At 75.8% G+C, this 21,916-nt stretch carries 19 protein-coding genes; 14 read left to right on the plus strand and 5 right to left on the minus strand.

All coding sequences use genetic code 11. From position 1 onward, the window contains the following. The first annotated feature begins 131 nt into the window (after positions 1-131). Positions 132-407, plus strand: a complete 276-nt coding sequence (locus ACFXDE_RS08650; RefSeq protein ID WP_380447912.1) for a hypothetical protein — start codon at positions 132-134, stop codon at positions 405-407. Here the strand turns inward: ACFXDE_RS08650 and ACFXDE_RS08655 are convergent. Further along, entirely contained in the window at positions 404-1,105 is a 702-nt protein-coding gene (locus ACFXDE_RS08655; RefSeq protein ID WP_380492189.1) for an ABC transporter ATP-binding protein, read from the minus strand. The two genes, ACFXDE_RS08650 and ACFXDE_RS08655, sit on opposite strands and share 4 nt — an antisense overlap. A 242-nt stretch (positions 1,106-1,347) precedes the next feature. On the opposite strand from ACFXDE_RS08655, the gene ACFXDE_RS08660 reads away from it, so the two are divergent. From ACFXDE_RS08660 to ACFXDE_RS08670, 3 genes are read left to right on the plus strand one after another with little or no spacing between them, the layout of a single operon-like run. Beyond that, a complete protein-coding gene (locus tag ACFXDE_RS08660; RefSeq protein ID WP_380492191.1) occupies positions 1,348-4,599 on the plus strand; it encodes an FtsX-like permease family protein in 3,252 nt (1,083 codons plus the stop codon). Then, on the plus strand, positions 4,596-7,388 hold the full coding sequence (locus ACFXDE_RS08665; RefSeq protein WP_380492193.1) for a hypothetical protein: 2,793 nt from the start codon (positions 4,596-4,598) through the stop codon (positions 7,386-7,388). Before ACFXDE_RS08660 ends, ACFXDE_RS08665 begins: the two co-directional genes overlap by 4 nt. 55 nt (positions 7,389-7,443) lie before the next feature. Beyond that, on the plus strand, positions 7,444-8,430 hold the full coding sequence (locus ACFXDE_RS08670) for an ABC transporter ATP-binding protein (RefSeq protein ID WP_380492195.1): 987 nt from the start codon (positions 7,444-7,446) through the stop codon (positions 8,428-8,430). 20 nt (positions 8,431-8,450) lie between these two features. On the opposite strand, the gene ACFXDE_RS08675 is transcribed toward ACFXDE_RS08670, so the two are convergent. Further along, on the minus strand, positions 8,451-8,630 hold the full coding sequence (locus ACFXDE_RS08675) for a hypothetical protein (RefSeq protein ID WP_380447904.1): 180 nt from the start codon (positions 8,628-8,630) through the stop codon (positions 8,451-8,453). A gap of 151 nt (positions 8,631-8,781) precedes the next feature. Further along, a complete protein-coding gene (locus ACFXDE_RS08680; protein ID WP_380492198.1) occupies positions 8,782-10,317 on the minus strand; it encodes an AMP-binding protein in 1,536 nt (511 codons plus the stop codon). A gap of 152 nt (positions 10,318-10,469) precedes the next feature. Between ACFXDE_RS08680 and ACFXDE_RS08685 the strand changes: the two genes are divergently transcribed. Together ACFXDE_RS08685 and ACFXDE_RS08690 are read left to right on the plus strand one after the other, a co-directional pair. Then, the gene (locus ACFXDE_RS08685) at positions 10,470-11,084 is read left to right on the plus strand and encodes an AAA family ATPase (protein WP_380492200.1); all 615 of its coding nucleotides are present in this window, start codon (positions 10,470-10,472) and stop codon (positions 11,082-11,084) included. A 161-nt stretch (positions 11,085-11,245) separates the two neighbouring features. Next, a complete protein-coding gene (locus ACFXDE_RS08690; protein ID WP_380492202.1) occupies positions 11,246-12,469 on the plus strand; it encodes a glycosyltransferase in 1,224 nt (407 codons plus the stop codon). A 359-nt stretch (positions 12,470-12,828) separates the two neighbouring features. Here ACFXDE_RS08690 and ACFXDE_RS08695 read toward each other — a convergent pair whose 3' ends face one another. Then, positions 12,829-13,041 (minus strand): hypothetical protein, encoded by a 213-nt coding sequence (locus tag ACFXDE_RS08695; protein ID WP_380492204.1) that lies wholly within the window; start codon positions 13,039-13,041, stop codon positions 12,829-12,831. A 338-nt stretch (positions 13,042-13,379) separates the two neighbouring features. Here ACFXDE_RS08695 and ACFXDE_RS08700 point away from each other — a divergent pair, with 338 nt between their 5' ends. The 8 genes from ACFXDE_RS08700 (at position 13,380) to ACFXDE_RS08735 (ending at position 21,436) form a co-directional block, all read left to right on the plus strand. Continuing rightward, the gene (locus tag ACFXDE_RS08700; RefSeq protein ID WP_380492206.1) at positions 13,380-13,916 is read left to right on the plus strand and encodes a GNAT family N-acetyltransferase; all 537 of its coding nucleotides are present in this window, start codon (positions 13,380-13,382) and stop codon (positions 13,914-13,916) included. A gap of 128 nt (positions 13,917-14,044) precedes the next feature. Next, a complete protein-coding gene (locus tag ACFXDE_RS08705) occupies positions 14,045-15,280 on the plus strand; it encodes a serpin family protein (RefSeq protein WP_380492208.1) in 1,236 nt (411 codons plus the stop codon). 74 nt (positions 15,281-15,354) lie between these two features. After that, on the plus strand, positions 15,355-16,125 hold the full coding sequence (locus ACFXDE_RS08710) for a thioesterase II family protein (RefSeq protein ID WP_380437149.1): 771 nt from the start codon (positions 15,355-15,357) through the stop codon (positions 16,123-16,125). A gap of 68 nt (positions 16,126-16,193) precedes the next feature. Continuing rightward, positions 16,194-17,438 carry a styrene monooxygenase/indole monooxygenase family protein gene (locus ACFXDE_RS08715; protein ID WP_380492211.1) on the plus strand — a complete coding sequence of 415 codons (1,245 nt, stop codon included), beginning with the start codon at positions 16,194-16,196 and terminating at the stop codon, positions 17,436-17,438. 137 nt (positions 17,439-17,575) lie between these two features. Beyond that, positions 17,576-18,013: an archease gene (locus ACFXDE_RS08720; protein WP_380492214.1), complete on the plus strand. Its 438-nt coding sequence runs from the start codon at positions 17,576-17,578 to the stop codon at positions 18,011-18,013. Positions 18,014-18,025: 12 nt separating this feature from the next. Beyond that, positions 18,026-19,453 carry an RtcB family protein gene (locus ACFXDE_RS08725; protein ID WP_380492216.1) on the plus strand — a complete coding sequence of 476 codons (1,428 nt, stop codon included), beginning with the start codon at positions 18,026-18,028 and terminating at the stop codon, positions 19,451-19,453. A 166-nt stretch (positions 19,454-19,619) separates the two neighbouring features. After that, positions 19,620-20,606: an ABC transporter ATP-binding protein gene (locus tag ACFXDE_RS08730; RefSeq protein WP_380492219.1), complete on the plus strand. Its 987-nt coding sequence runs from the start codon at positions 19,620-19,622 to the stop codon at positions 20,604-20,606. Beyond that, the gene (locus ACFXDE_RS08735; RefSeq protein ID WP_380492221.1) at positions 20,603-21,436 is read left to right on the plus strand and encodes an ABC transporter permease; all 834 of its coding nucleotides are present in this window, start codon (positions 20,603-20,605) and stop codon (positions 21,434-21,436) included. The genes ACFXDE_RS08730 and ACFXDE_RS08735 overlap by 4 nt, the downstream gene beginning before the upstream one ends. Positions 21,437-21,446: 10 nt before the next feature. Here the strand turns inward: ACFXDE_RS08735 and ACFXDE_RS08740 are convergent, their stop codons facing one another. Next, on the minus strand, positions 21,447-21,869 hold the full coding sequence (locus ACFXDE_RS08740; RefSeq protein ID WP_380492223.1) for a hypothetical protein: 423 nt from the start codon (positions 21,867-21,869) through the stop codon (positions 21,447-21,449). Positions 21,870-21,916: the final 47 nt, after the last annotated feature.

Raw genomic sequence — 21,916 nt, forward strand, 5'->3', positions numbered from 1 at the left:
GATGCCGGTCGATTCGTGGGGGGAATGAATTCGGGGGATTATTCCGGCGCGCGCAGTCGGCTTTCGTGCGCGGGGGTGACGGTCGGGCCACTGGGGGTGCGGGCGGCGGAGGTCTGGCGCAGGGTCGACGTATGACTGGTGTTGTGGTGATGCTGGAACTCGAACCGTCCACGGAGGTCCTGGACGCGGGCGAGGTCGACCTGAGTGCCCGGGTGCGGTTCGTGCACGCGGCGGCGGCCGACCCGGACGTGCCGGAGGACCCGGGTCCCGTCACCTTCTGCGGGCTCGACACGGCAGGCCTGGAGCGCGAGCCCTACCGGCCGTCCGGGCCCGGCGAGCCGTGGTATCCGCCGTCCCAGCGGACCCGGCGGTGCCGCGAGTGCGAGGCGGCGCTCCAGGCGGGTTAGTCGAGGATCCGGCCGTCGCTCAGCTCGATCACCCGGTCGGCGAGCTCCATCAGCGTCTGGTCGTGGGTCGCGACCAGGACCGTGACGCCCTCGCTGTGGACCACGGCGCGCAGCAGCTGCATGATCGCGCGGCCGGTCTCCGAGTCGAGCTGGCCGGTGGGCTCGTCGGCGATGATCAGGCCGGGTTCGTTGGCGAGGGCCCGGGCGATCGCGACGCGCTGCTGCTGTCCGCCGGAGAGCTCGCCGGGCCGCTGGTTGGCGTGCTCGGCGAGGCCGACGAGGGCGAGCAGGGCGCGGGCGCGCTCCTCGCGCTCGGCGGGGGCCGTCTTGCGCAGCCGCATCGGCACGCCGACGTTCTCGGCGGCGGTGAGCATGGGGATCAGGCCGAAGGACTGGAAGACGAAGCCGATCCGCTCCCGGCGCAGTGCCAGCCGGCCGTCCTCGTCTAGGCCGCCGAGGTCGGTGCCGTCGAGGGCGATGGTGCCGCCGGTCGGCGCGTCCAGGCCGCCGACGAGGTTGAGCAGGGTGGTCTTGCCCGAGCCCGAGCGGCCCTTGAGGGCGGTGAGTTCGCCCCGGCGGATCTCGAACGAGACGCCGCGCAGCGCGTGGACCGTCCGCTCGCCGCTGCCGAAGCTCCGCCGGAGGTCGGTCACGGCCACCATCGGTGCGGTGGCGGTGACGTCCGGTTGCTGCGTCATGTGACGTCTCCCTTCGTTATCCGATTGTCGAACCCGCGGTCGCGGTTTGTGCGTTGAGGTCCCCGCGCGGACCGAATTCCTGAACTGTGCATGGCGTACTGACGATGTGTGGAGTCGTGGTGCAAGGAATTTGCTCACTACTCACCTGATTCGCGCAAGTCCCTTCCGTTCGTTGAACGAATCTGACAGCATCGTCCGCTATCCGGCGATCATGCGCCGTGGACGTACGGGGGAGGAACTCGATGCTCGGCTTCGTCGTGCGCCGGCTGCGCGGACGGCTGCCGCTGGCCGCCGCCGTCCTGCTCACCGTGCTGATCACGACGGCCGTGCTGACGGCGCTGGTCGCGTTCAACCGGAGCGTCGGCGATGCCGGACTGCGCCGGACGCTCCAGGGCCCCGGGCACGCCCGGACCACCGTCCTGGTGACGGTCGAACACGGCCTCGACCGGCAGGCGAAGGACGACCCCGCGCTCGACGCCTACCGCTCCGCGCTCTTCGGCTCCCTGCCCGTTCAGACCCAGGGCGTGCTCCGCAGCCGCTCCTACGGCCTGCCGGGAACCGGCGAATCCGGCGGCACGGCCAAGGCCGACCTCACCGTCCTCGCCGACCTCGACCGCGGCCGGGTGCGCCTGCTCGCCGGGGCCTGGCCGGGCGCCGCCACCGGGCCGGTCCCGCAGGCGGCCGTCCCGCAGACCACGCTGACCCGCCTCGGCCTCGCCCCCGAAGCCCTGCCCGCCGACGTCAGGCTGGACGACCGCTCCTCGGGCGCCCCGCTCACCGTCCGCATCACCGGCGTCTACCGCGCCCTCGACCGGACCGACCCGTACTGGCGCCTCGACCCGCTCGGCGGCCGGGAGGTCGCCGCCGGCGGCTTCACCACCTACGGACCGATGCTCGTCGACCACAGCGCCTTCACCACGGGCGGACTCCCGCAGGACGGCCGCGGCTGGCTGCTCGACGCCGACTTCGCGGGCGCCGACGAGGCCGGCGCGAAGGCCGTCGGCGACCGCGCCCAGGGCCTCGCGGACCGCCTGCGGGACCGCGCCGGACTCCAGGCGACCACCGAACTCCCCGACGTGATGCACGAATTGGCCTCCGGCCTGCTGGTCGCCCGGTCCACCCTGCTGATCGGCGCCCTCCAACTGAGCGTCCTCGCCGCCGCGGCCCTGCTGCTCGTCGTCCACCTGATCGCCTCCCGCCAGGAACGCGAGAACGAACTGCTCGCCGCCCGCGGTGCGTCCGGCGGCCGGATCGGCGCCTTCACCGCCGTGGAATCGCTGCTGCTCGCCCTGCCCGCCGCCGCGCTCGCGCCGCTGCTCACCCCGTTCCTCGTCCGCGCCCTCGCCGGCCGGGTGACCCTCGACACCGGGATCAGCCGGGCGCTGTGGCCGATCGCCGCCGCCTGCGCGCTCGCCTGCGTCCTGCTCGCCGCCGTGCCCGGCCTGCTGCGCGGTGCCGGCGCCGCCCTGCGCGCCCGCACCGGCCGCCGCCAGGCGCTCGTCGCCGGCGTCGCCCGCAACGGCAGCGACCTCGCCGTACTGGCCCTGGCCGCCCTCGCCTACCAGCAACTCGCCCAGTACGGCGGCGGGTTGTCCACCGACTCCAGCGGCCGCCTCGGCGTCGACCTGCTGCTCGTCGCCACCCCGACCCTGGCGCTGTGCGCGGGCACCCTCGTGGTGCTGCGCCTGCTGCCGCTCGTCGCGCGCCTCGGCGCCCGGATCGCCGCGCGCGGCCGGGGCCTCGGCCCGGCCCTGGTCGGCTGGCAGCTCGCCCGCCGGCCCGGCCGGGCCACCGGGCCGGTCCTGCTGCTCGTGATGGCGGTGTCCACCGGTGTCCTGGCGCTCGGCCAGCACGCCACCTGGTCCGCCTCCCAGCGCGACCGGGCCGCCTTCGGCACGGCCGGCGGCCTGCGCATCGCCGACTCGCAGAACTCCCCGATGGGCCAGGCCGGCCGCTACGGCGCCCTGCCCGGCGGCGACCGGCTCGTCCCGGTGCTCCGCTCCGAGCAGCCGCTGCCGCAGGGCACCGGCCAGGTCGTCGCGGTGGACGGCGCCGCCCTCGCCGAGCGCGTCCCCGTCCGTGCCGACCTGCTCGCCGGGCACTCCCGCCAGGAGCTGTTCGGTGCCCTCGGGCAGCCCGCGCCGACCGGCGCGCAGGCCGGGATCCCGTTGCCCGGCAAGCCGCTGCGGATCGACGCCGACGTGTCGGTCACGCAGCAGGACGTGGCCGGCCGCCCCGACGGGCCGCGGGCCGAGCCGGTCCGCCCCGAGGCCCGGCTGCTCCTGCGCGACCGCTTCGGGATCACCTACAAGGCCGCGCTCTCCGTGCTCCCGTTCAGCGGCGACGTCCACGCGACGGCCGACCTGAGCACGCTCGTGGACGCCCCGCTCGGCTCACCCGCCGCGCCGCTGACGCTCGTCGGCGCGATCGTGTCCTTCGGCGACCGCGCCGACGGCGAGCTGACCGTCCACCGGATCGCCGTCTCCGACACCGCCGGCGGCCCGGCCGCGCCCGTCGCCGCCCCCGCCGGGTTCGGCTGGAGCGCGACCGCGCCGAACGTCGGCAAAGAGGTGGAGAAGCCCGGCCCGGCCGCCGAGCTCGCCGCCCAACCGGCCGACCCCGCAGCGCTGTTCACCCTCCGCTACCGCTTCGCCGACGGCCGCGGCGACACCCTGCGCGCCGTCCTCACCCCGGCCGGGACCACCGCCCCCACCGGGCTCAGCGGCGTCGCCACCCGCGGCTACCTGACCGCCGCCGGGGCCGCCGTCGGCGACACCCTGCGGGTCCAGACCGCCGGGACCGTCCTCCAGGTCAAGGTCACCGCAGCCGTCGACGCACTGCCGGTCGTCGGCGACAGCGCCCTCGTCGTCGACCTCGCCACCACCTCCCGCCTGCTCGCCGCCCAGGGCCGCGAACTGCCCGGCCGCGCCGAGTGGTGGCTGCCCGCCACCGGCCCCGGCGACCGCACCCCCGCCGAGGCCGCCGCCGCGCTGCGCGCCGCCCCCGGCGTCCAGACCGTCCAGCTCTCCGACGAGACCGCCGCCGCCCTGCTCGGCGACCCGGTCGGCGCCGCCCCGCAGAGCGCCCTCATGGCCATCGCCGTCGCCACCGCGATCCTCGCCGCGATCGGCTTCGGCGCCGCCGTGGCCGCCGCCGCCCGCGAACGCTCCCGCGACTCCGCCCTGCTGCTCGCCCTCGGCACCCCGCGCAAGCACGTGACGCGCACCGCGGCCGCCGAACAGACCCTCCTGGTCGCCCTCGGCGCCGCCGTCGGGCTCGGCCTCGGCACCCTGCTCGTCCACCTGATCGTGCCGCTCGTGGTGCTCACCCCCGCCGCCCGCCGCCCGATGCCCGAGGCGCTGATCGAGCTGCCGGCCGGCCAGACCCTCCTGCTCGCCGCCGCCATCGCCCTCGTGCCCCTGCTGTCGGCCTTCCTGACCGGACGCCGCCGTCGAGACGTGGCCGCCCGGCTGCGCCACGTGGAGGAGATGTGACCACCCAGGCCGGCACCACCGTGCCCCGCCCCCGCGCCGGCCGGCGCCCCGCGCCCTGGGTGCGGACCCGGCTGCGCTCGGCGCCGCTGGCCGCGCTGCTCATGGCCGCGCTCGCCTTCGCCACCGTCCTGCTGGCGGCGGCCTTCCCCCGCGCCGTCGACCGCGGCGCGGACGGCGCGCTGCGCGAGTTCCTGCGCGAGCGCGGCACCTCGAACACCAGGTTGCAGGCCACTTCCGGCCTGACGCGGGAGGAGACCGCGGCCCGTCTCGACCCCGTGGCGCGAAAGCTGGCCGAGCGGATCGGCCGCGACGTGCCGCCGGCGCCCTCCGGGCCGGTCTACGGCACCACGGTCCGCGGCCGCGAGCTGAGGAACCCGGGCCTGGTCCACCTCACGGAGTCCAACCCCGGGCTCGACCTGATGTACCTCCACGGCGTCGCCGACCACGCGACCCTCACCGACGGCGCCTGGCCCGGGCCAGCCACCCCCGGCCAGCCGCTGCCGATCGCGATCAGCAGGGCGGGCGCCGAGACCATCGGGATCAAGCTCGGCGACGTCCTCGACAACGGCGAGGAGTTCGGCGGACCGGTCCGGACCAAGGTCGTCGGCCTCTACCGGGCCGACGAGAACGACCCGTACTGGGACGACCTGGCCTGCCAGACCCGGGCCTGCGCGCCCGGCGGCGCCTGGACGACCGGCGGCGTCGTCGACGGTTCCACCCTCGACGCCCTCCTCGCGTGGGGCGGCAACCTCAAGGACGCCCGGAACTTCTGGTCGCTCCCCCTGGACACCGCGGTCGTGCGCGCCGACCGGCTGGGCGACCTGCGCACCGCCGTCAGCGGGTACATCACCGGGCGCGGCGCCACCGACCTCGCCGCCGAGACCGGCCGCCCGGACCTGCGCGTCAACTCCTCCCTGCCCGACGTCCTCGACCGCGCCACCGCCCGGTACGAGGCCGCCGCGCCCATCGCCGCGATCGGCCCGGCCGGCGTGGCGGGCGTCGCCACCGTGGTGCTCTGCCTGGCCGCCGCCCTCGTCACCGAACGGCGCACCGCCGAACTGCGCCTGCTCCAGGCCCGCGGCGGCTCCCGCGGCGGCGTGCTGCTGCGCCTGCTCGGCGAGGGCGCGGTCACCGTCCTGCCCGCCGCCGTGCTCGCCACGACGCTCGCGCTGGTGCTGCTGCCCACCCCGCGCTGGGGCGGGTCCGTCCTCGCCGCGGGCGTGGCCACGCTGCTCGCGCTGCTGGCCTTCCCGGCCCGGGCCGCGCTGCTGTGGGCCAGACCGAAGGCCCCCGGCGGCTGGCGCCGCGTCATCGGCGAACTCGTCGTCCTGGTGCTGACCGGCGCCGCCGTCGCGGAGGTCCGCCGGCGCGGCGTCGCCCCCGTCGGCACCGGCGTCGACCCGCTGCTGATCGCGGCCCCGCTGCTGCTCGCGGTCTCCGGCGGCGTGCTGCTCGCCCGGGTCCAGCCCGTCGTGGTCGGCTGGCTGGCCGCAGCCGCCGGGCGAGGGCGAGGCCTGGTCGGCTTCCTCGGCCTCGCCCGGGCCGCCCGCGACACCACCGGGCGCCGCCGCCCCTCGGTGCTGCCGCTGCTCGCCCTGCTGATCGCCGTCACCACGGCCGGGTTCGGCGCCACCGTCCTCGGCGACGTCGACGGCGTGCGGCTGCGCGCGGCCCGGCTCACCGTCGGCGGCGACGCCTCGCTCACCCTGCCGGTCGGGCCCACCCTGCCGGAGGAGTTCACCCGGGCGGCCGCGGCCCTGCCCGGCGTCCGGGCCGGCACCGGCGTCTGGACGGACACCGAGACCTTCCTCATGGGCACCAGGGACGGCTCCGCCCAGGTCACCCTCGTGGTCGCCGAGCCCGCGGCGTACGCCGAGATCGCGCGCACCCTCCGGTCCGGCGCCTTCGACCCGGCCGCGCTCGCAGCCGGCCCCGGCGGCCCGGACACCCCGGTGCCCGCCCTGTTCAGCAGCGCCCTCGTGCCCAAGGTCGGCGGCGGCCCCGTCCGGCTGCGGCTGCCCAGCGGCAACGAACTGCTCCTGACCGACGCGGGCGGCGTCGACGCCACCCCCGCCCTGCCGGGGGCCTTCAAGCCCTTCGTCGTCGTGCCGGTAGGCCCGGCCACCGCCCGGCTGCCCGAACTCGGCCGGGTCAACGCCTGGTTCGGCGTCGGTGCCATCGACGACGGGCAGTTCACCGCGCTGGTCCGCGACAAGGGGATCACCGCCGCCACCGGCCTCGTCAAGGTGGTCCGGGACACGGCCGAGGCCGCCGGACGCGACCCGCACGCCCTGCCCGGGGGCTACACCGTGCACACCAGCGCCGAGGTGGCCGCCCGGCTGGCCGCCGACCCGCTCCAGCGCTCGGCGCAGCGGCTCTTCTGGGCCGCCGTCGCCGCGGCCGCCGGCTTCGCCCTGCTCGCCGTCCTGCTCACGCTCCTCCGGGCCGCCCCCGAGCGCGGCGCGATGCTCGCCCGGCTGCGCACCCTGGGCCTGCGGCCGCGCCAGGGGCTCGCGCTGATCCTCGCCGAGGCCCTGCCCCAGACCCTGGTGGCGGCCCTCGGGGGCGCGCTCGTCGCGCTGGCGGCGGTCGGCCTGCTCGGGCCCGCCTTCGACCTGTCGGCCCTGGTCGGCGCGCCCGTCGGGGAGAAGCTGACGCCCGCCCTGCTGCCCGTGCTGCTGCCCACGGCCGGGCTGACGCTCGTGGTCTGCGCGGGCGTGGTGGCGGAGACCTTCGTCTCCGGGCGGCGCCAGCTCGCCGCCGAACTGCGGGCGGGGGACCAGCGTTGAACGGGCGTGCGCGTGACGTGACCGTCGAGACGACGAAGACGACAGGAGACCAGCGGTGAAGAGCACCCCCCAAGAGCGGACGGCCGTCGCGGTCCCCACCCTCCAGGAGCTCCAGCAGCGGGCCCTCGCCGCGGCCTCGCCCAAGGCGTACGGCGCGGGCGCGGCCATCGTGTGCGACCGGCTGGTCCGCATCTTCAGCGCCGAGGGGATCGAGGTCCAGGCCCTCCAGGGCCTCGAACTCACCATCGCCCAGGGCGATCTGGTGGCCCTCGTCGGCGCCTCCGGCAGCGGCAAGTCCACCCTGCTCACCATCCTGGCCGGCCTCGACGTGCCGACCGCCGGGACGGCCACCGTCGCCGGGTGCGACCTGCTGGAGATGTCCGCGCGCGAACGCCTGCGCTACCGGCGCGAGGTGGTCGGCTTCATCTGGCAGCAGACCGCCCGCAACCTGCTGCCCTTCCTCACCGCCGCCGAGAACATCGCCCTGCCGATGCAGCTGCGCGGCCGTCGCGGGGGCCGGAACTCCCGGCAACAGGCCGCCCGGGTGGCCGAGTTGATGGAGGCGCTGGAGATCGGCGACCTCGCCCACCGCCGCCCCGACGAGCTGTCCGGCGGCCAGCAGCAGCGCGTCGCCATCGCCGTCGCGATGGCCAACAACCCGCCCGTCCTGCTGGCCGACGAGCCCACCGGCGAGCTGGACTCCGAGACCGGCGCCGTCATCTTCGAGGCCTTCCGCACCGTCAACCGCGAACTCGGCGCCACCGTCGTGATCGTCACCCACGACCCGATGGTGGCCGGCGAGGTCCGCCGCACCGTCGCCATCCGCGACGGCCGGACCAGCAGCGAGGTGCTGCGCCGCACCGTCACGGACGAGCACGGCGAGGAGTCGGTCAACGAGCGCGAGTACGTGATGCTGGACCGCACCGGGCGGGTCCAGCTGCCCGTCAAGTTCCTGGAGGCGCTGGGCATGGAGCACCGGGTGGCGGTCGACCTCGCGGCCGACCACATCGAGGTCCGGCCGGACGACATCGCGGGGCACTGAGTCCTCGCGGGACGGAACAGCTAGGTCTCGCCGCCGCCCATGTGCTGGAAGAGTCCGCTCCGCTCGGCCTCCTCGCGGAGGTCGGGCGGCTCCCCGGCGCGTTCGCCCCGGGCGGCCGCGGTGCAGAGGGCGAAGACGAGCAGGGCACTGCCGGCCACGGCGAGGATGCCGAGCGCGGTCAGGACGCGGAGCCAGGTCACGGAGGTGCCTCCTGGGGACGGTGCGAGGGAACGCCGCCGGAGCTTTATCGGCACATCGGTCCGCACGGACGAGTGTCCACCTGCGGTTGTTCCCGCCGAGCACCGCGCGAGAGGTCGCCCGCGCGGGCGCTCGAAGCATCAAGGGGGCGCGTCACACCCCTTCGCGCGCCCCCAGGGCGGCGGACGCGTACCCCGGGGCGCCGTCCACCAGCGCCCGCAGCACCGCCAGGTCCGGCTTGCCCGTCCCCGTCAGCGGGATCTGCGGCAGGACCAGGATCGACGTCGGCGCGCTGAGCGGACCGCTCCGCTCCCGCACCCACCGGTGCAGCTGTTCCTTCGTCACCCGCGCGCCCGGCGCCGTCGTCACCGCCGCGTGCACGCGCTCCAGCAGGTCCGGCCCGGACGTCGCGAACATCACCGCCTCCCGGACCTCCGGGTGCGTGAGCAGCGGCCCCTCGACGTCCCGCGGGTACACGTTGTGCGCGTCCACGATCGCCATCGGCTCGCGCCGGCCGGCCACCGTCAGGTAGCCGGACGCGTCCAGGCCGCCGAGGTCCCCGGTGCGCAGCCAGCCGTCCCGCAGCACCTCGGCGGTGAGCTCCGGGTCCCGCCAGTAGCCCTCCATCACCGTCGGCGTGCGGACGTGGATCTCTCCGGTCCCGCCGGGCGGCAGCGGCGTGCCGTCCTCGTCCAGGATGCGCACCTCGGTGTCCGGGTACGGGCGGCCCGCCGTGCCGAGGAGCCGCGGGTCGAGGTGCTCGTCCGGCGTCAGCCGTGCCACCGGGCCGCACTCCGTCAGGCTGTAGGTCTGGTGCAGCACCCGCCCCAGGCGGCGCGTCGCCTCCGCGAGCCGCCGCGGGGCGGCCGGGCCGCCCGTATAGGTGACGCGGCGCAGGCTGCCGACGTCCGTCCGCGGCAGCATCGGGTGGTCCAGGACCCGGTACAGCAGGTGCGGCGGGAGGTGGACCCGGGAGACGGCGTGCTCCTCGACGGCGGCCAGGACCGCGTCCGCCGAGAAGCCGTCCTGGAGCACCACCGAACCGCCCGCCGCGAGCGCGAGGTCCGCCGACGTCCCGCCGCCGTGGCCCAGCGGCGTGCACAGCAGGAACACCGACGCGGCCGGCAGCTCGGGCCTCGGCGGGCGGGCGAACCGGCGCACCACGCCCTTCGGCCGTCCGGTCGTGCCGCTCGTGAACCGCACCGCCATGACGTCCTCCGGCCGGCCCCGGGGCGCGAGCGCGGCGGGGGACAGCGGCGCGGCGAGCTCCAGGAGGTCCGTCCCGAGGTCCGTCGGGCCGAGCGCGAACAGGCCGGCGGCGGGGAGGGCCCGGGCGATGTGCGCGGCGGCCGTCCCGAAGCGCGCCGGGTCGAACACCAGCGCGTCGGTGCCGGCGAACGCGGCCGTCGCGACCTGCTCGGCCACCGGCCGGTCCAGGTACAGCGCGGCCACCCGGCAGCCGAGCACGTTGGCGGCCAGCCGCACCAGCACCGTCTCCGGCCGGTTCCCGGCCAGCACCGTCACCCCGTCCCCGCGCCCCAGCCCGGCGCCCTCCAGCGCACGCGCCAGGCGGTGGACGGCGTCGAGGCACTCCTGCCCGGTCAGCGCGCGCTCCCCGCAGCGGATCGCCACCCGCCCCGGATCGCGCGCCAGCCCCGCCAGCACCAGCCCGGTGTACGTCGCGGTCACGTTCGGCCTTCCTGGTTGTCGACGACCAGCCGTCGACGACCAGCCGTCGATGACCGGCCGTCGATGAACTGACGCACCATCATGTCGGTAGGCGGCGCGGTGGTGGCGCGCGGGGCTGTTATGGTTCCCGGTCGAGTACGAACGGGGGCCGGATGGGCAGCACGACGGACGGGACGCGGGTGTCGCCGCTCGGGGTGGTCGACCTGCGGGGCGCGGACGGGCCGGGGTTCACGGTGCGGTACCCGGCGGGCGCGGTCGTGGTCGTCTCGGGGCTGCCCGGCGCGGGCAAGAGCACGCTGCTGCGGCGCTGGTCGGCGGCGGCTGCCGTCGCGGTGGTCGATCCGCGGGCCGTCCACGAGGCGTGCGAAGCCGTCATGCCCGCGTGGCTGCCGTACGCCGCCTACCGGCCGTGGGCCCGGTTGCGCCACGTGCTGCTCCTGCGGAGTTCCGTCCGGCGGGGCGGCCCGCTGCTCGTGCACGACTGCGGCAGCCGCGCGTGGATGCGGCGGTGGCTCGCGCGCGAAGCCGGCCGCCGGGGGCGCGAGTTGCACGTCGTCCTGCTCGACGTCGGCGCCGCCGCGGCCCTCGACGGCCAGCGTGCCCGGGGCCGGCACGCCGCCGCCCGGGTCTTCGCCCGCCACCGGGTCGGGCTGGCCCGGCTGTCGGCGGCGCTCGACCACGGCGATCCGGTGCCCGAGGCGGCGTCCGTGCTCCGGCTCGACACGGTCTCGCGCTCGCGCGCCACGGCGGTGCGGTTCGGCGGTTAGGGGCCGTTGCGGAAGTAGCCGGGTTTCACCGGGTTTTCACCGGCCGCTGGCACTGTCGTCCGGTAAATCCGGCCAGCCCTTTTCAAGACCGATGGCACCCGAAGAGCCCCAATCCTGACGGAGAGGTCGTTCAGTTGCTTCCGCGCGCCGAATCAGCCCCGATGACCGTAGCCTGGATCACCGCGAGCTTCCCGCCCGAGGTCAGCGGCATCGCGCTGGGAAACGTGGAGCGGGCCCAGTGGTTCGCCTCCCGGCAGGACGTACGTCTGTGCCTGCTGGTCCCCGGACCCACCGACGGCGGCGCCCTCGCCCTGGCGGGCACACCCGGCCTGGAGCTGTTCCCCTACGCCGCCAAGCCGTGGCTGCCCTATCCGATGCTGCGCGTCCCGCGCCGAGCCGCACTCGCGCAGATCGACGCCGCGCTGGAGAGGATCGCACCGGACCTGGTGGTCGTCATCGACCCCGAACGGTCCTTCGTCTTCGGTTCGTGGGGGATGCCGGGGTACGCGTACGCACGCCGGCACGGCGTGCCCTACGTGGCCCAGTACCAGGGCGACCACTTCAACTCCGCCCGCAGCTACCCGGTCTGGCGGCACCTGGCGACCGCGCTGTTCCCGCCCGTCATGCGGTACGTGTACCGCCACTTCGACACCGCCATCTGTGCGACCCCCCATGCCGCGGACACCCTGGGCGGCCTCAGCGACGTGCGGATCGAGCAGGTTCCCTTCGACAGCGTCGACGTCGAATCCTTCGGCGCCGACCGTGCCGACCCCGCCGTCCTCTCCAGGCTGGCGCCGCGGTACGACGGCCGCGGCAAACGCGTGCTCTACCTGGGCCGACTCGCCCGCGAGAAGCGCCTGGACCTCATCATCGAAGCCTTCCTCGGGCTGAGCGCCGTGCCCGGCAACGAGGACCTCTCGCTGTTCATCGCCGGCGACGGCCCGCGCGACATCACCGCCCGGATCACACGACTGGCCGCGGCCTCGCCCCGGATCCACCTCCTCGGTTTCGTCCGCGGCGCCGACCGCAGCGCCCTCTACGCCTCCTGCCACGCGTTCTGCACGGCCAGCCCCTACGAGACCTTCGGGTGCACCGTCGTCGAGGCGATGGCCTCCGGAATCCCCGTCGTCAACCCCTCCAGCGGAGGCATCACCGGCGTCCTCTCCCACGGCCACAACGCCTACCTCTTCCAGCCCGACAACCCGGACGCACTCCTCGACGCCCTCCGCGCGGCTCTCGACGACAACGGTCGCGTCACCGGCCAAGCACGGGCCGACGCCGCCCGGTTCACCGTGGAGAAGTACTGCACACATCTCCTGGCGGCCTACCAGCGCCTTGCGGGCAGGACCACACGCGAGCGCGAGAGGTCCGAACCGGCCGCCTGAACAGACCCTTCACGTCGGGGCGGTGCACGGGAAGTCGGCGGTGCCGACTTCCCGTGTGCGGCCGGAGGACGGCGGCCCAGCCTGCGGTGTCAGCGCTGGATCTCGGCCCGCGCCCTTTCGGCCGACGCCCTTTTGCCCGGCGTCCGCGGTGCCCACCGCGACGAATCCGCGGCTGCGGCCAACGAGGCGGCGAGGAACCTCTTGACCATCGTGTACCCACTGCTGCGTCCGTTGGTGACCATGGTGGATTCCCTTCGCGGTGACCTCGTGTGCGAACTCCCTCGACGCCATGACGTGCGAGTCGGTCGTTTCCAAGACCAATCGCGTTATCGCACCATGCTCCAGCGGGCATGATCGGCTCAGCCTTCGCTGCGCGCGCGGCGTTCGGCCTCGGCGTGCCACCACCCGGGCGGGGACGGCCCGTTGGCGGTCGCCGTCGGCTGGTCGGGGTGGAGGCCGAGCGGGCGCAGCGCGTCCGCGGGCAGGCGGACGTCGTACCAGCCGTGCCAGCGTCCGTCCGCGTCACGCCCGCAGACCAGGTTCACCAGGAAGTCCTTCGCCGGCCAGGGCATCCAGTCGACGCCCCGCTCGCGCAGTCAAGCGCGGACGGCCGCCATCGGGCGGGGGCTGCCCGGGAGGTTCTCGTAGGCGACGACGGTGATCCAGTCGGGATCGGCTGCGGTCATGTGGTCCAGGGTAGGCTCGTGGCCCTTCGCGGGGGAGGGGATTTCGTGATGGGCGACGGTGATCGACGGCGTTTGCCGGAGCGGGTGATGGCAGCGCGGCGCGGGGCTGCCGCGCACCCCGACCTGGAGGCGGCCGAAGTGCCGGCCACGCCCACGAGTTCGGTGCACCCGGCCACGCGGAAGGACGCTCGCATGGACCGGACGGACCGGAAGGAACGGACCTCATGGTGACGATCGAGACGCCCCGCCTGATCCTGCGCCGCTGGCGGGAGGAGGACGTGGCCCCGATGGCGGCCATCAACGCCGACCCCGAGGTGATGCGGTGGATCGCCGACGGCCGGCCGCTGGAGGAACCGGCCGCCCGTCGCTTCACCACGCTGGTCGAACAGCGGTGGGAGGAGGAGGGATTCGGCCTGTTCGCCGTCGAGGTGCGCGGGACCGGCGAGCTGGCGGGCTTCACCGGCCTCGCCGTCCCGCGCTTCCTGCCCGAGGTGCTCCCGGCCGTCGAGGTCGGCTGGCGCCTGGCCCGCACCTTCTGGGGCCGGGGCTTCGCCACCGAGGCGGCGCGGGAGGCCGTCCGCTTCGGCTTCGAGGACTGCGGCCTGGACCGGATCGTCAGCATCGCCCAGATCGGCAACACGGCGTCGGAGCGTGTGATGGACAAGCTGGGCATGCGCGTGGAACGCGAGACGACCACCCCGGCCACGGGCCGCCGTGTGCGCGTCCACGAGCTGACGCGGGAGCAGTACGACGCCCGCTGAGCGCGACCGCCGACCACGCCCGCTGACCACGACCGCTGACCACGCCTGCCGGGCGTGGCGAAAACCGCTCGCCGCGGGCGGCCGGGCACCCCTACGCTCCCGTGCGACGGCCGAGGACAGGGGACTTGATGAGCAGGGCCGGGATCGTACGCGGGGTCAACGAGCTGGGCGTGCGGTGGGCCGGGCACGCGCTGGCGGAGGGGCGGCAGACGCTGCTCATGCCCGCCGGCGTGTGGCCGCTGCTCGGGCTGGTGGCGCCGGCGGGCAGCCCGGCCGTCCGGCGGGACTTGGAGAACGCGCTCGGGCTGCCGGCCGACGCCGCCGCCGACCGGGCGCGCCAACTGCTCGGCCTGCTGGACGAGTTGCCGGGAATATCCGCCGCGCTGGGGCTGTGGACGGCCCAGGGGGTGCGGCCCCGGCCGGAGTGGCTTGCGGGCCTCCCGGCGGACGTGATCGGCCGCCTGACCGGGGACGGCGCGCAGGACCGCAAGGCGCTCGATGCCTGGGCGTCCCGCCGTACGGACGGGCTGATCGACGCCATGCCGGTGCAGGTCGACGACGACACCCGGTTCGTGCTGGCCGGCGCCCTGACCGTGCGGACCGAGTGGATCCGCCGCTTCGACGTCGGCGGCCGGGTGGACGGCGACGCGTGGGGCCGCGAGGTCGAGTACCTGTCGCGGTACACCTCCCTGCTCGACCGGGCGGCCGTCGCCGACACCCCGGCGGGGCCGGTCACCGAGGTGCGGGTGCTCGGCAGGAACGACATCGACGTCCACCTGCTCCTCGGAGAGGCGGACGCCCCGGCGGCCGACGTCCTCGCCGCCGGCTTCGGCATCCTGGCGCACCGCCACCCCCGGGTCACCGCCGACCGCCTGCCCACCGGCACGCCCGGCCCAGGACTCACGGTCGCCTGGCGGCGCAGCTACGAGCGCGAACCGGTCCTGGGCGTCTGCGTCCCGCAGTTCACCGTCGAGGCCGACCACGACCTGCTGGAACGCCCCGACCTCTTCGGCCTCACCACGGCGTGCCTCCCGTCCGTGACCGAGAGCCGCCTCCCGGGCCTCTCCCAGGACGACGAGCCGCTGTACGTCTCCAGCGCGCGCCAGACCGCCACCGCGTCCTTCGGTCCCCGCGGCTTCCGGGCCGCGGCCGTCACGGCGTTGGGCGTCGCGGCGGGGGGCGCTGCCGCCCTTCCGCCGTACAGCGTCCGCCACGTCCAGGCGGAATTCGGTCGTCCCTTCGGCTTCCTCGCCGTCCACCGCACGACGGGCCTCGTCCTCGCGGCGGGCTGGGTGACGGACCCCGACGCCTACAACGACCCGTGGGCCGACTTCCCGGACCCGGACGACGAGATGCCCGAGTGACCCCTGGGGTCGGCCGGGCGGTCCTGCGAGACTGGGGGTGGCAGAAGATCGTCCGCTGAGAGAGGTCGCCCCGCATGTTCGGTAGTGCTGCTGTCGAGAGTCCGTGGTTCCGGCGGTTCAGTCCGAGTGACTCGGCGCCCTCGCGCGTCGTGTTCTTCCCGCACGCGGGCGGTGCTGCGAGCTTCTTCGTCGACTACGCGACCGCGCTGGCACCGCACGCCGACGTGCTCGCGGTGCAGTACCCGGGGCGGCAGAACCGGTTCGCGGAGCCCGGGATCGACTCGGTGGCCGAGCTCGCGGAGTGCGTGTACCGGGAGCTGCGGGCCTGGGCGGACCGGCCGTTGACGTTCTTCGGGCACAGCCTGGGGTCGGCGGTGTGCTTCGAGGTCGCCCGGCGCTTCGCGCGGGACGGGGTGGCCGGGCCGGAGCACCTGTTCGTGTCGGCCGGGCGGGCGCCGTCGGAGCCGCGGGACACCGAGGTGCACCTGATGTCGGACGACGGGCTGCTCGCCGAGATCGGGCGGCTCGGCGGCACGGACCAGCGGCTGCTCGCCGATCCGGAGCTGCGCGCCCTGATCCTGCCGGCGCTGCGGGCCGACTACACCGCGATCGAGACGTACCGCTGCGCGCCGGGGGACACCGTGCCGCAGCCGATCACCGCGCTGGTCGGCGACGCCGACGACCGGGCGACGGTCGCGCAGGCGCGGCCGTGGGCCGGGCACACCACGGGCGGGTTCGACCTGCGGGTCTTCCCCGGCGGGCACTTCTACCTGACCGACCAGGCTCCGGCGGTGCTGGACCTGCTCGTCGCGCACCTGCGCGGCCGGTCCGGTTCGGGCTGGTGACGGCGCCCTACCGTTCGACTACCGTACGCATCTGACGTCCAGTCGGTCGAGCCGCCCGGGAGGCGTGCATGCGTCGGATCGCCGTCGTCGGAGCGGGCCAGGCCGGGCTGCAGCTCGCGCTCGGACTGGTCGCGGCCGGGTACGAGGTGACGCTGGTCGCCGAGCGCACGCCCGAGCAACTGGTCGGCGGGCGGGTGTTGTCCACGCAGGCGATGTTCGGCCCGGCGCGGCGCATCGAGGCCGCGGCCGGGCTGGACCTGTGGGCCGCCGACGCGCCCGCCGTCGACACGCTCACGATGGTGCTGGCCGTGCCGCCGGGCGTGCGGGCGCTGGAGATCACCGCGACGCTGGACGAGCCCGCGCAGTCCGTCGACCAGCGGCTCAAGCTGGCGCGCTGGCTGGAGCTGCTGGCCGAGCGCGGCGGCCGGGTCGAGTACCGCACGCTCGACCGGGACGGGCTGCGCGCGCTCGCCGAGCGGCACGAGCTGACGGTGGTCGCGGCCGGGCGCGGCGGCCCGGCCGGGGTCTTCGAACGCGACGCGGCCCGGTCGCCGTTCGACCGGCCGCAGCGGTCGCTGTCCTGCCTCTACGCGCACGGCGTCGGTGCCCCCGACCCGACCGTCGAGCCGCGGGCCCGGATGTACGCGCTGCCCGGCCTCGCGGACCTCTACCTCCAGCCGGCCCTGACGCTCTCCGGGCCGTGCGCGATCCTGCTGTGGGAGGCGGTGCCCGGCGGGCCGCTGGACGCGTTCACCGACGCGCCCGCGCCGGACGTCCAACTAGACCGGATCCGTGCTCTGTTGGCGGAGCACCTGCCCTGGGAGGCGGAGTTCTGGCGGCACGCGGAGCCGACGGACGCGGGGGCGGGCCTGTTCGGGGCGGTCACGCCGACGGTGCGGCGGCCGGTGGCCGCACTCGGCGGCGCGCGGGACGTGCACGTGCTCGGCATCGGCGACGCGGTCGTGGTCAACGACCCGATCACCGGCCAGGGAGCCAACAGCGCCGCCCGCGCGGCCGACGCATACCTGCGGGCGATCGTCGAGCACGGCGACGCCGCCTTCACGCCGGCCTGGATGGCGGCGACCGCCGAGGACTTCTGGCTGCAACACGCCCGGCACACCGTGGAGTTCACCGCCACCATGCTCACCGCGCCGGAGCACGTGCAGGGCGTGTTCGCGGCCGCCGCGCGGCACGAGGCGGTGGCCCGCAGGCTCGTCAACACCTACCCGGAGCCGAGCGACCACGCGGAGTGGCTGGCCACGCCGGAGCTGACGGCGGCGTACCTGGCGGCGGTGGGCGTGCACGGTCGGTGACCGCCCGGCGGCACTCGCCGCTGCCCGCCCGCCCGGCCGCACTCGCCGCTGTCTGCTCGGCGCTCTTGCCGCTCCCGCTCTTGCCGCCGCCCGCCCCACGGGTCGACGCTGGGAGGAGACGGCAGAGGAGGCAGGTCGTGGAGAGTGCCGCGAGCGGCCACCGGACCGTGCCGCACACGGCGGACCTCCAGGTGGAGGCGTGGTCGCCGACGGCCGAGGGCTGCATCGGCGAGCTGGTCCGCGGCGTCGTCGACAGCTTCGCCGACCTCACCGCCGCCGGCCCCGCCGGCGAGCGCGCCTGCACCCTCGTCGCGGCGAGCGACGCCGACCTGCTCGCGGGCGTCCTGGAGGAGGTCGTCTACCGGATGGACGCCGACGGCGAACTCCCGACGGCGCTCGCCCTCGGTGCCATCCACGACGCGGACGGCGGCCGGACCCTGGAGGTGCGCTTCGAGATGGCCGACACCGCCACGGCCGCGCTCGTCGGCGCCGTGCCGAAGGCCGTCTCACTGCACGGCCTGGACCTGCGGCCCGGCCCCGGCGGCTGGACCGGCCGGGTCACCGTCGACGTCTGAGAGGCACCGGCCGTGGAGATCACGCTCACCGAGGAGGCCCGCCACCGCTGGCGGATCGACCGGACCCCGCCGATGCGCGTGCCCGGCGTCGTGTTCGCGAGCCGCGAGCTGCTGCCGCAGGCCGCCGGGGACAAGGCCCTCGAACAGGTCGCGAACGTCGCCACGCTGCCGGGGATCGTCCGCGCCTCCTTCGCCATGCCCGACGTGCACTGGGGCTACGGCTTCCCGATCGGCGGCGTGGCGGCGACCGACGTCGAGCAGGGCGGCGTCGTCTCGCCGGGCGGGGTGGGCTTCGACATCTCGTGCGGCGTCCGGCTGCTGGCGGCCGGCGCCGGCCGGGACGAGCTCGACGCGGAGCGGCTGCGCCGGCTGATGGACCTGCTCGACCGGGCCGTCCCGCGCGGCCTCGGGCGCGGCGGCCTGTGGCGGCTGGACGGACCGCGGGAACTGGACGAGCTGCTCGTCGGCGGCGCCCGCTACGCCGTCGAGCACGGCCACGGCGTGCCGCGCGACCTGGAGCGCTGCGAGGACGGCGGGGTCCTGGCGGGCGCCGCGCCGGGCGAGGTGAGCACGCGGGCCGTCGAGCGCGGGCTGCAGCAGGTCGGCAGCCTCGGCTCGGCGAACCACTTCCTGGAGGTGCAGGCGGTGGACGCGGTGTGGGACGCGGAGACGGCGGCGGCCTTCGGGCTGCGGCCGGGGCAGGTCTGCGTCATGATCCACTGCGGGTCGCGCGGCCTCGGCCACCAGGTCTGCACCGACCACGTCCACGCCATGGAGCGCGAGCTGCACCGCTACCGGATCGACGTCCCGGACCGCCAGCTCGCCTGCACACCGGTCGACTCGCCGCGCGGCCGGGCGTACCTGGGCGCCATGATCGCCGCGGCCAACTACGGCCGGGCGAACCGGCAGCTGCTCTCCGAGGCGGCCCGCCGCGCCTTCGCGACGGCCCTCGGGGTCGGCCTGGAGCTCGTCTACGACGTCTCGCACAACCTCGCCAAGCTGGAGACGCACGACGTGGACGGCGTCGCCCGGCGGCTGTGCGTCCACCGCAAGGGCGCCACCCGCGCGCTCCCGCCCGGGGACCCGGACCTGCCCGCCGACCTCCTCCGGGCCGGCCAGCCGGTGCTCGTCCCCGGCACGATGGGCACCGCGTCGTACGTCATGGTCGGGCTGCCCGGCAACGACGCGTTCCACTCCGCCTGCCACGGGGCCGGGCGGGTGTGGAGCCGGCACCAGGCGCTGCGGACGGTGCGGGGCGAGACGCTGCACGGCGAGCTGGAGGCGCGCGGGATCGCCGTCCGGCCCGCCTCCTACCGGGCGCTCGCGGAGGAGACGCCGCAGGCGTACAAGGACGTGGACGCGGTGGCCGCCGTCACCGAGGAGGCCGGGCTGGCGCGCCGGGTGGCCCGGCTGGTGCCGCTGGGCGTCTGCAAGGGCTGAGCGCCGTTGCTGTGCGTGGCGCCGCCGGGCGTCTGCACGGGTTGAGCGCCGCGCCCGTCCGGCGGTGTTGCTCGACACCTTCCGCGGGGAAGGCTTTGATGTCCCGGGGTCGGGCCCGGGACCGGGCCCGTCGAGGGCCGCGGGGCCGCGAGCGGAGGTGCGGGCCATGCCCAGCAGCAGACCGGTGATCGAACTGCGCGAGCTCACCAAGCGGTACGGCGCCACCGTCGGCATCGACCGGCTGGACGTCGAGGTCGCCGCCGGGGAGGTCTTCGGCCTGCTCGGGCCGAACGGCGCGGGCAAGACGACCACGCTGCGCTGCCTGGTCGGGCTGCTCCAGCCCTCCGGCGGCCGGGTGCGGGTGCTCGGCCTCGACCCGGTGGCCGACCACCGCCGGCTCGCGCCGTCGATCGGCTACCTGCCCGGCGAACTGCGGCTCTACCCCGAGCTCACCGGGCAGCAGACGCTCGACCTCCTCGCCGCACTCCAGGGCGCCCCGGTGCCCCGCCGGCGCGAGCTGTGCGAGCGGCTCGCCCTCACCCGCGCCGACCTCGGGCGGGCCGTGGGGGAGTACTCGCGCGGGATGAAGCAGAAGCTGGGGCTCATCCAGGCGCTCCAGCACCGGCCCGGCGTCGTGGTGCTGGACGAACCGACCGAGGGCCTCGACCCGCTCGTCCAGGAGACGTTCTTCGAACTGCTCGCCGAGGAGACCGCCGCCGGGCGGACCGTCCTGCTCTCCAGCCACGTCCTGCCCGAGGTGCAGCGCACGTGCGAGCGGGTGGCGATCGTCCGGCGCGGGCGGCTGGTGACCGTCCGCTCGGTCGCCGAGCTGCGCCAGGCGCGGGCGCGGCGGGTGCGGCTCGTCCTCGCCGACGGGTGGGGCGCCCGGCCGCTCGGCGCCGCCGACCGGTGGTCCCCGCGGTGGGAGGGGCAGCGCGTGGAGTTGGTGGTACCACCGGACGAACTCGTCGAGACGGTCAGGGAGTTGCTCGGGGCGTTGCCGGTGGCGGACCTCACCGTCGAGGAGGCGGGACTGGACGAGGCGTTCCTCGACCTCTACCGCAACTCGGAAGAGCCGGAAGAGGAAGAGCCGGAAGAGGAAGAGTCGCAAGCGGACGAGCCGCCGGCGGAAGAGCCGGAGGAGCGGCCGTGATCGCGCGCACCGTCAACCGCCGCCTCCCGCTGGTCTGGCTCGCCCTGCACCGGCGGCGCCGGATGCTGCTCGGGCTGCTGTTCGGCATGGTCGTCTTCGAGACCCTGATCACCGTGATCACCAGCACCGTCCCGCACGGCGACCTGTTCGGCGCCCGCCGCACCCCGCCCGGCGCGTTCAAGGCCTTCAGCGGTTCCAACGGCGACGTCTCCATCGCCAGCTACCCGGGGCTGCTCGGCGCCGGACTCACCCACCCGTTCTGGATCGCGCTGCACCTGACCGTCATCGGCTCGCTCGGCGCCGCCGCCGTCGCGGCCGACGTCGAGTCCGGCACCATCGAGCTCCTGATGACCCGTCCGCTCTCGCGGCGCCGCCTGCTCGCCGAACGGGCCGGCGCCCTCGTGGCGGCGTCGGTCCTGCTCAACGCGGCGGCGACGCTGACCATCGCGCTCGGGGTCGCGTTCTCGCCGACGCTGCGCGCGGCCGTGTCCGAGGGCGGGGTGTTCGCGGCCGGACTGATGGGCTGCGCACTGGCGTTCAGCCTGACCGGTCCGGTGCTCGCGGTCTCGGCGTTCAGCCGCCGCCGCGCGTACGTGATCGGCGCGGCGGTGGCCCTCGGCGCGGTCGGCTTCGCGCTCAACTTCATCGCCCTGGCGTGGTCCCCCGCCGCGCCGCTGCGGTACCTGAGCCCGTTCCACTACTACGCGCCCGGCGACGTCCTGGCCCACGGGGGCGTGCCGTGGCACTCGTTGGGCGTCCTGGTGGGCGTCGGCGCGGTCGGGCTGCTCGCCGCGTTCCGGCTGCTGGAGCGGCGGGACCTGGCGATCTGACGCCCGGGCTTCATGCCTGTGGGATGGCGCGGGCAATGCCGGCGGTGCCGGGTGCTCCGGCGGCGCCGGGCGCACTGGCGCGGGCGGCATGCGCGGCGATGGCCTCGGCGGCGGTGAGCGGGAGACCGAGGTGCCGCGCGAGGCAGTCGGGGCCGTGGCCCTGGAGCGCGAACAGGTAGGCGGTCTGCACGCGGGCGTCGTACGCCACGTCGGGGGACGTGGTGGCGGCGAAGTCGCGGTGGTCGAGCAGGTACAGGCGCGGGGTGCCGTCCTGCAGGGTCAGCCGCAGCCTGCCGCGGACGATGGGGGCGTCGGCGGGCAGCGCGCCGAGCGGCGGCAGGTGCGGGGACGTGCGGCGCAGGCCGCGCAGCAGGCCGGTGCCGCGGGTGGGGGCGTGCGACGGGGAGAAGCGCGGGAAGGACAGGCGGGTCATGGCGAACCTCCGACGGCCGAGGGCCGGGGGGAGGGCGCGCGCGAGCG

Source organism: Kitasatospora sp. NPDC059408, assembly GCF_042751525.1.
Lineage (GTDB): Bacteria > Actinomycetota > Actinomycetes > Streptomycetales > Streptomycetaceae > Kitasatospora.

Bases quoted from the DNA above. Each gene is read 5' to 3' on its own strand.
- ACFXDE_RS08650 (WP_380447912.1), top strand. From the start codon at position 132: ATGACTGGTGTTGTGGTGATGCTGGAACTCGAACCGTCCACGGAGGTC.
- ACFXDE_RS08655 (WP_380492189.1), bottom strand. From the start codon at position 1,105: ATGACGCAGCAACCGGACGTCACCGCCACCGCACCGATGGTGGCCGTG.
- ACFXDE_RS08660 (WP_380492191.1), top strand. From the start codon at position 1,348: ATGCTCGGCTTCGTCGTGCGCCGGCTGCGCGGACGGCTGCCGCTGGCC.
- ACFXDE_RS08685 (WP_380492200.1), top strand. From the start codon at position 10,470: ATGGGCAGCACGACGGACGGGACGCGGGTGTCGCCGCTCGGGGTGGTC.
- ACFXDE_RS08690 (WP_380492202.1), top strand. From the start codon at position 11,246: ATGACCGTAGCCTGGATCACCGCGAGCTTCCCGCCCGAGGTCAGCGGC.
- ACFXDE_RS08695 (WP_380492204.1), bottom strand. From the start codon at position 13,041: ATGCCCTGGCCGGCGAAGGACTTCCTGGTGAACCTGGTCTGCGGGCGT.
- ACFXDE_RS08700 (WP_380492206.1), top strand. From the start codon at position 13,380: ATGGTGACGATCGAGACGCCCCGCCTGATCCTGCGCCGCTGGCGGGAG.
- ACFXDE_RS08705 (WP_380492208.1), top strand. From the start codon at position 14,045: ATGAGCAGGGCCGGGATCGTACGCGGGGTCAACGAGCTGGGCGTGCGG.
- ACFXDE_RS08710 (WP_380437149.1), top strand. From the start codon at position 15,355: ATGTTCGGTAGTGCTGCTGTCGAGAGTCCGTGGTTCCGGCGGTTCAGT.
- ACFXDE_RS08715 (WP_380492211.1), top strand. From the start codon at position 16,194: ATGCGTCGGATCGCCGTCGTCGGAGCGGGCCAGGCCGGGCTGCAGCTC.
- ACFXDE_RS08730 (WP_380492219.1), top strand. From the start codon at position 19,620: ATGCCCAGCAGCAGACCGGTGATCGAACTGCGCGAGCTCACCAAGCGG.
- ACFXDE_RS08740 (WP_380492223.1), bottom strand. From the start codon at position 21,869: ATGACCCGCCTGTCCTTCCCGCGCTTCTCCCCGTCGCACGCCCCCACC.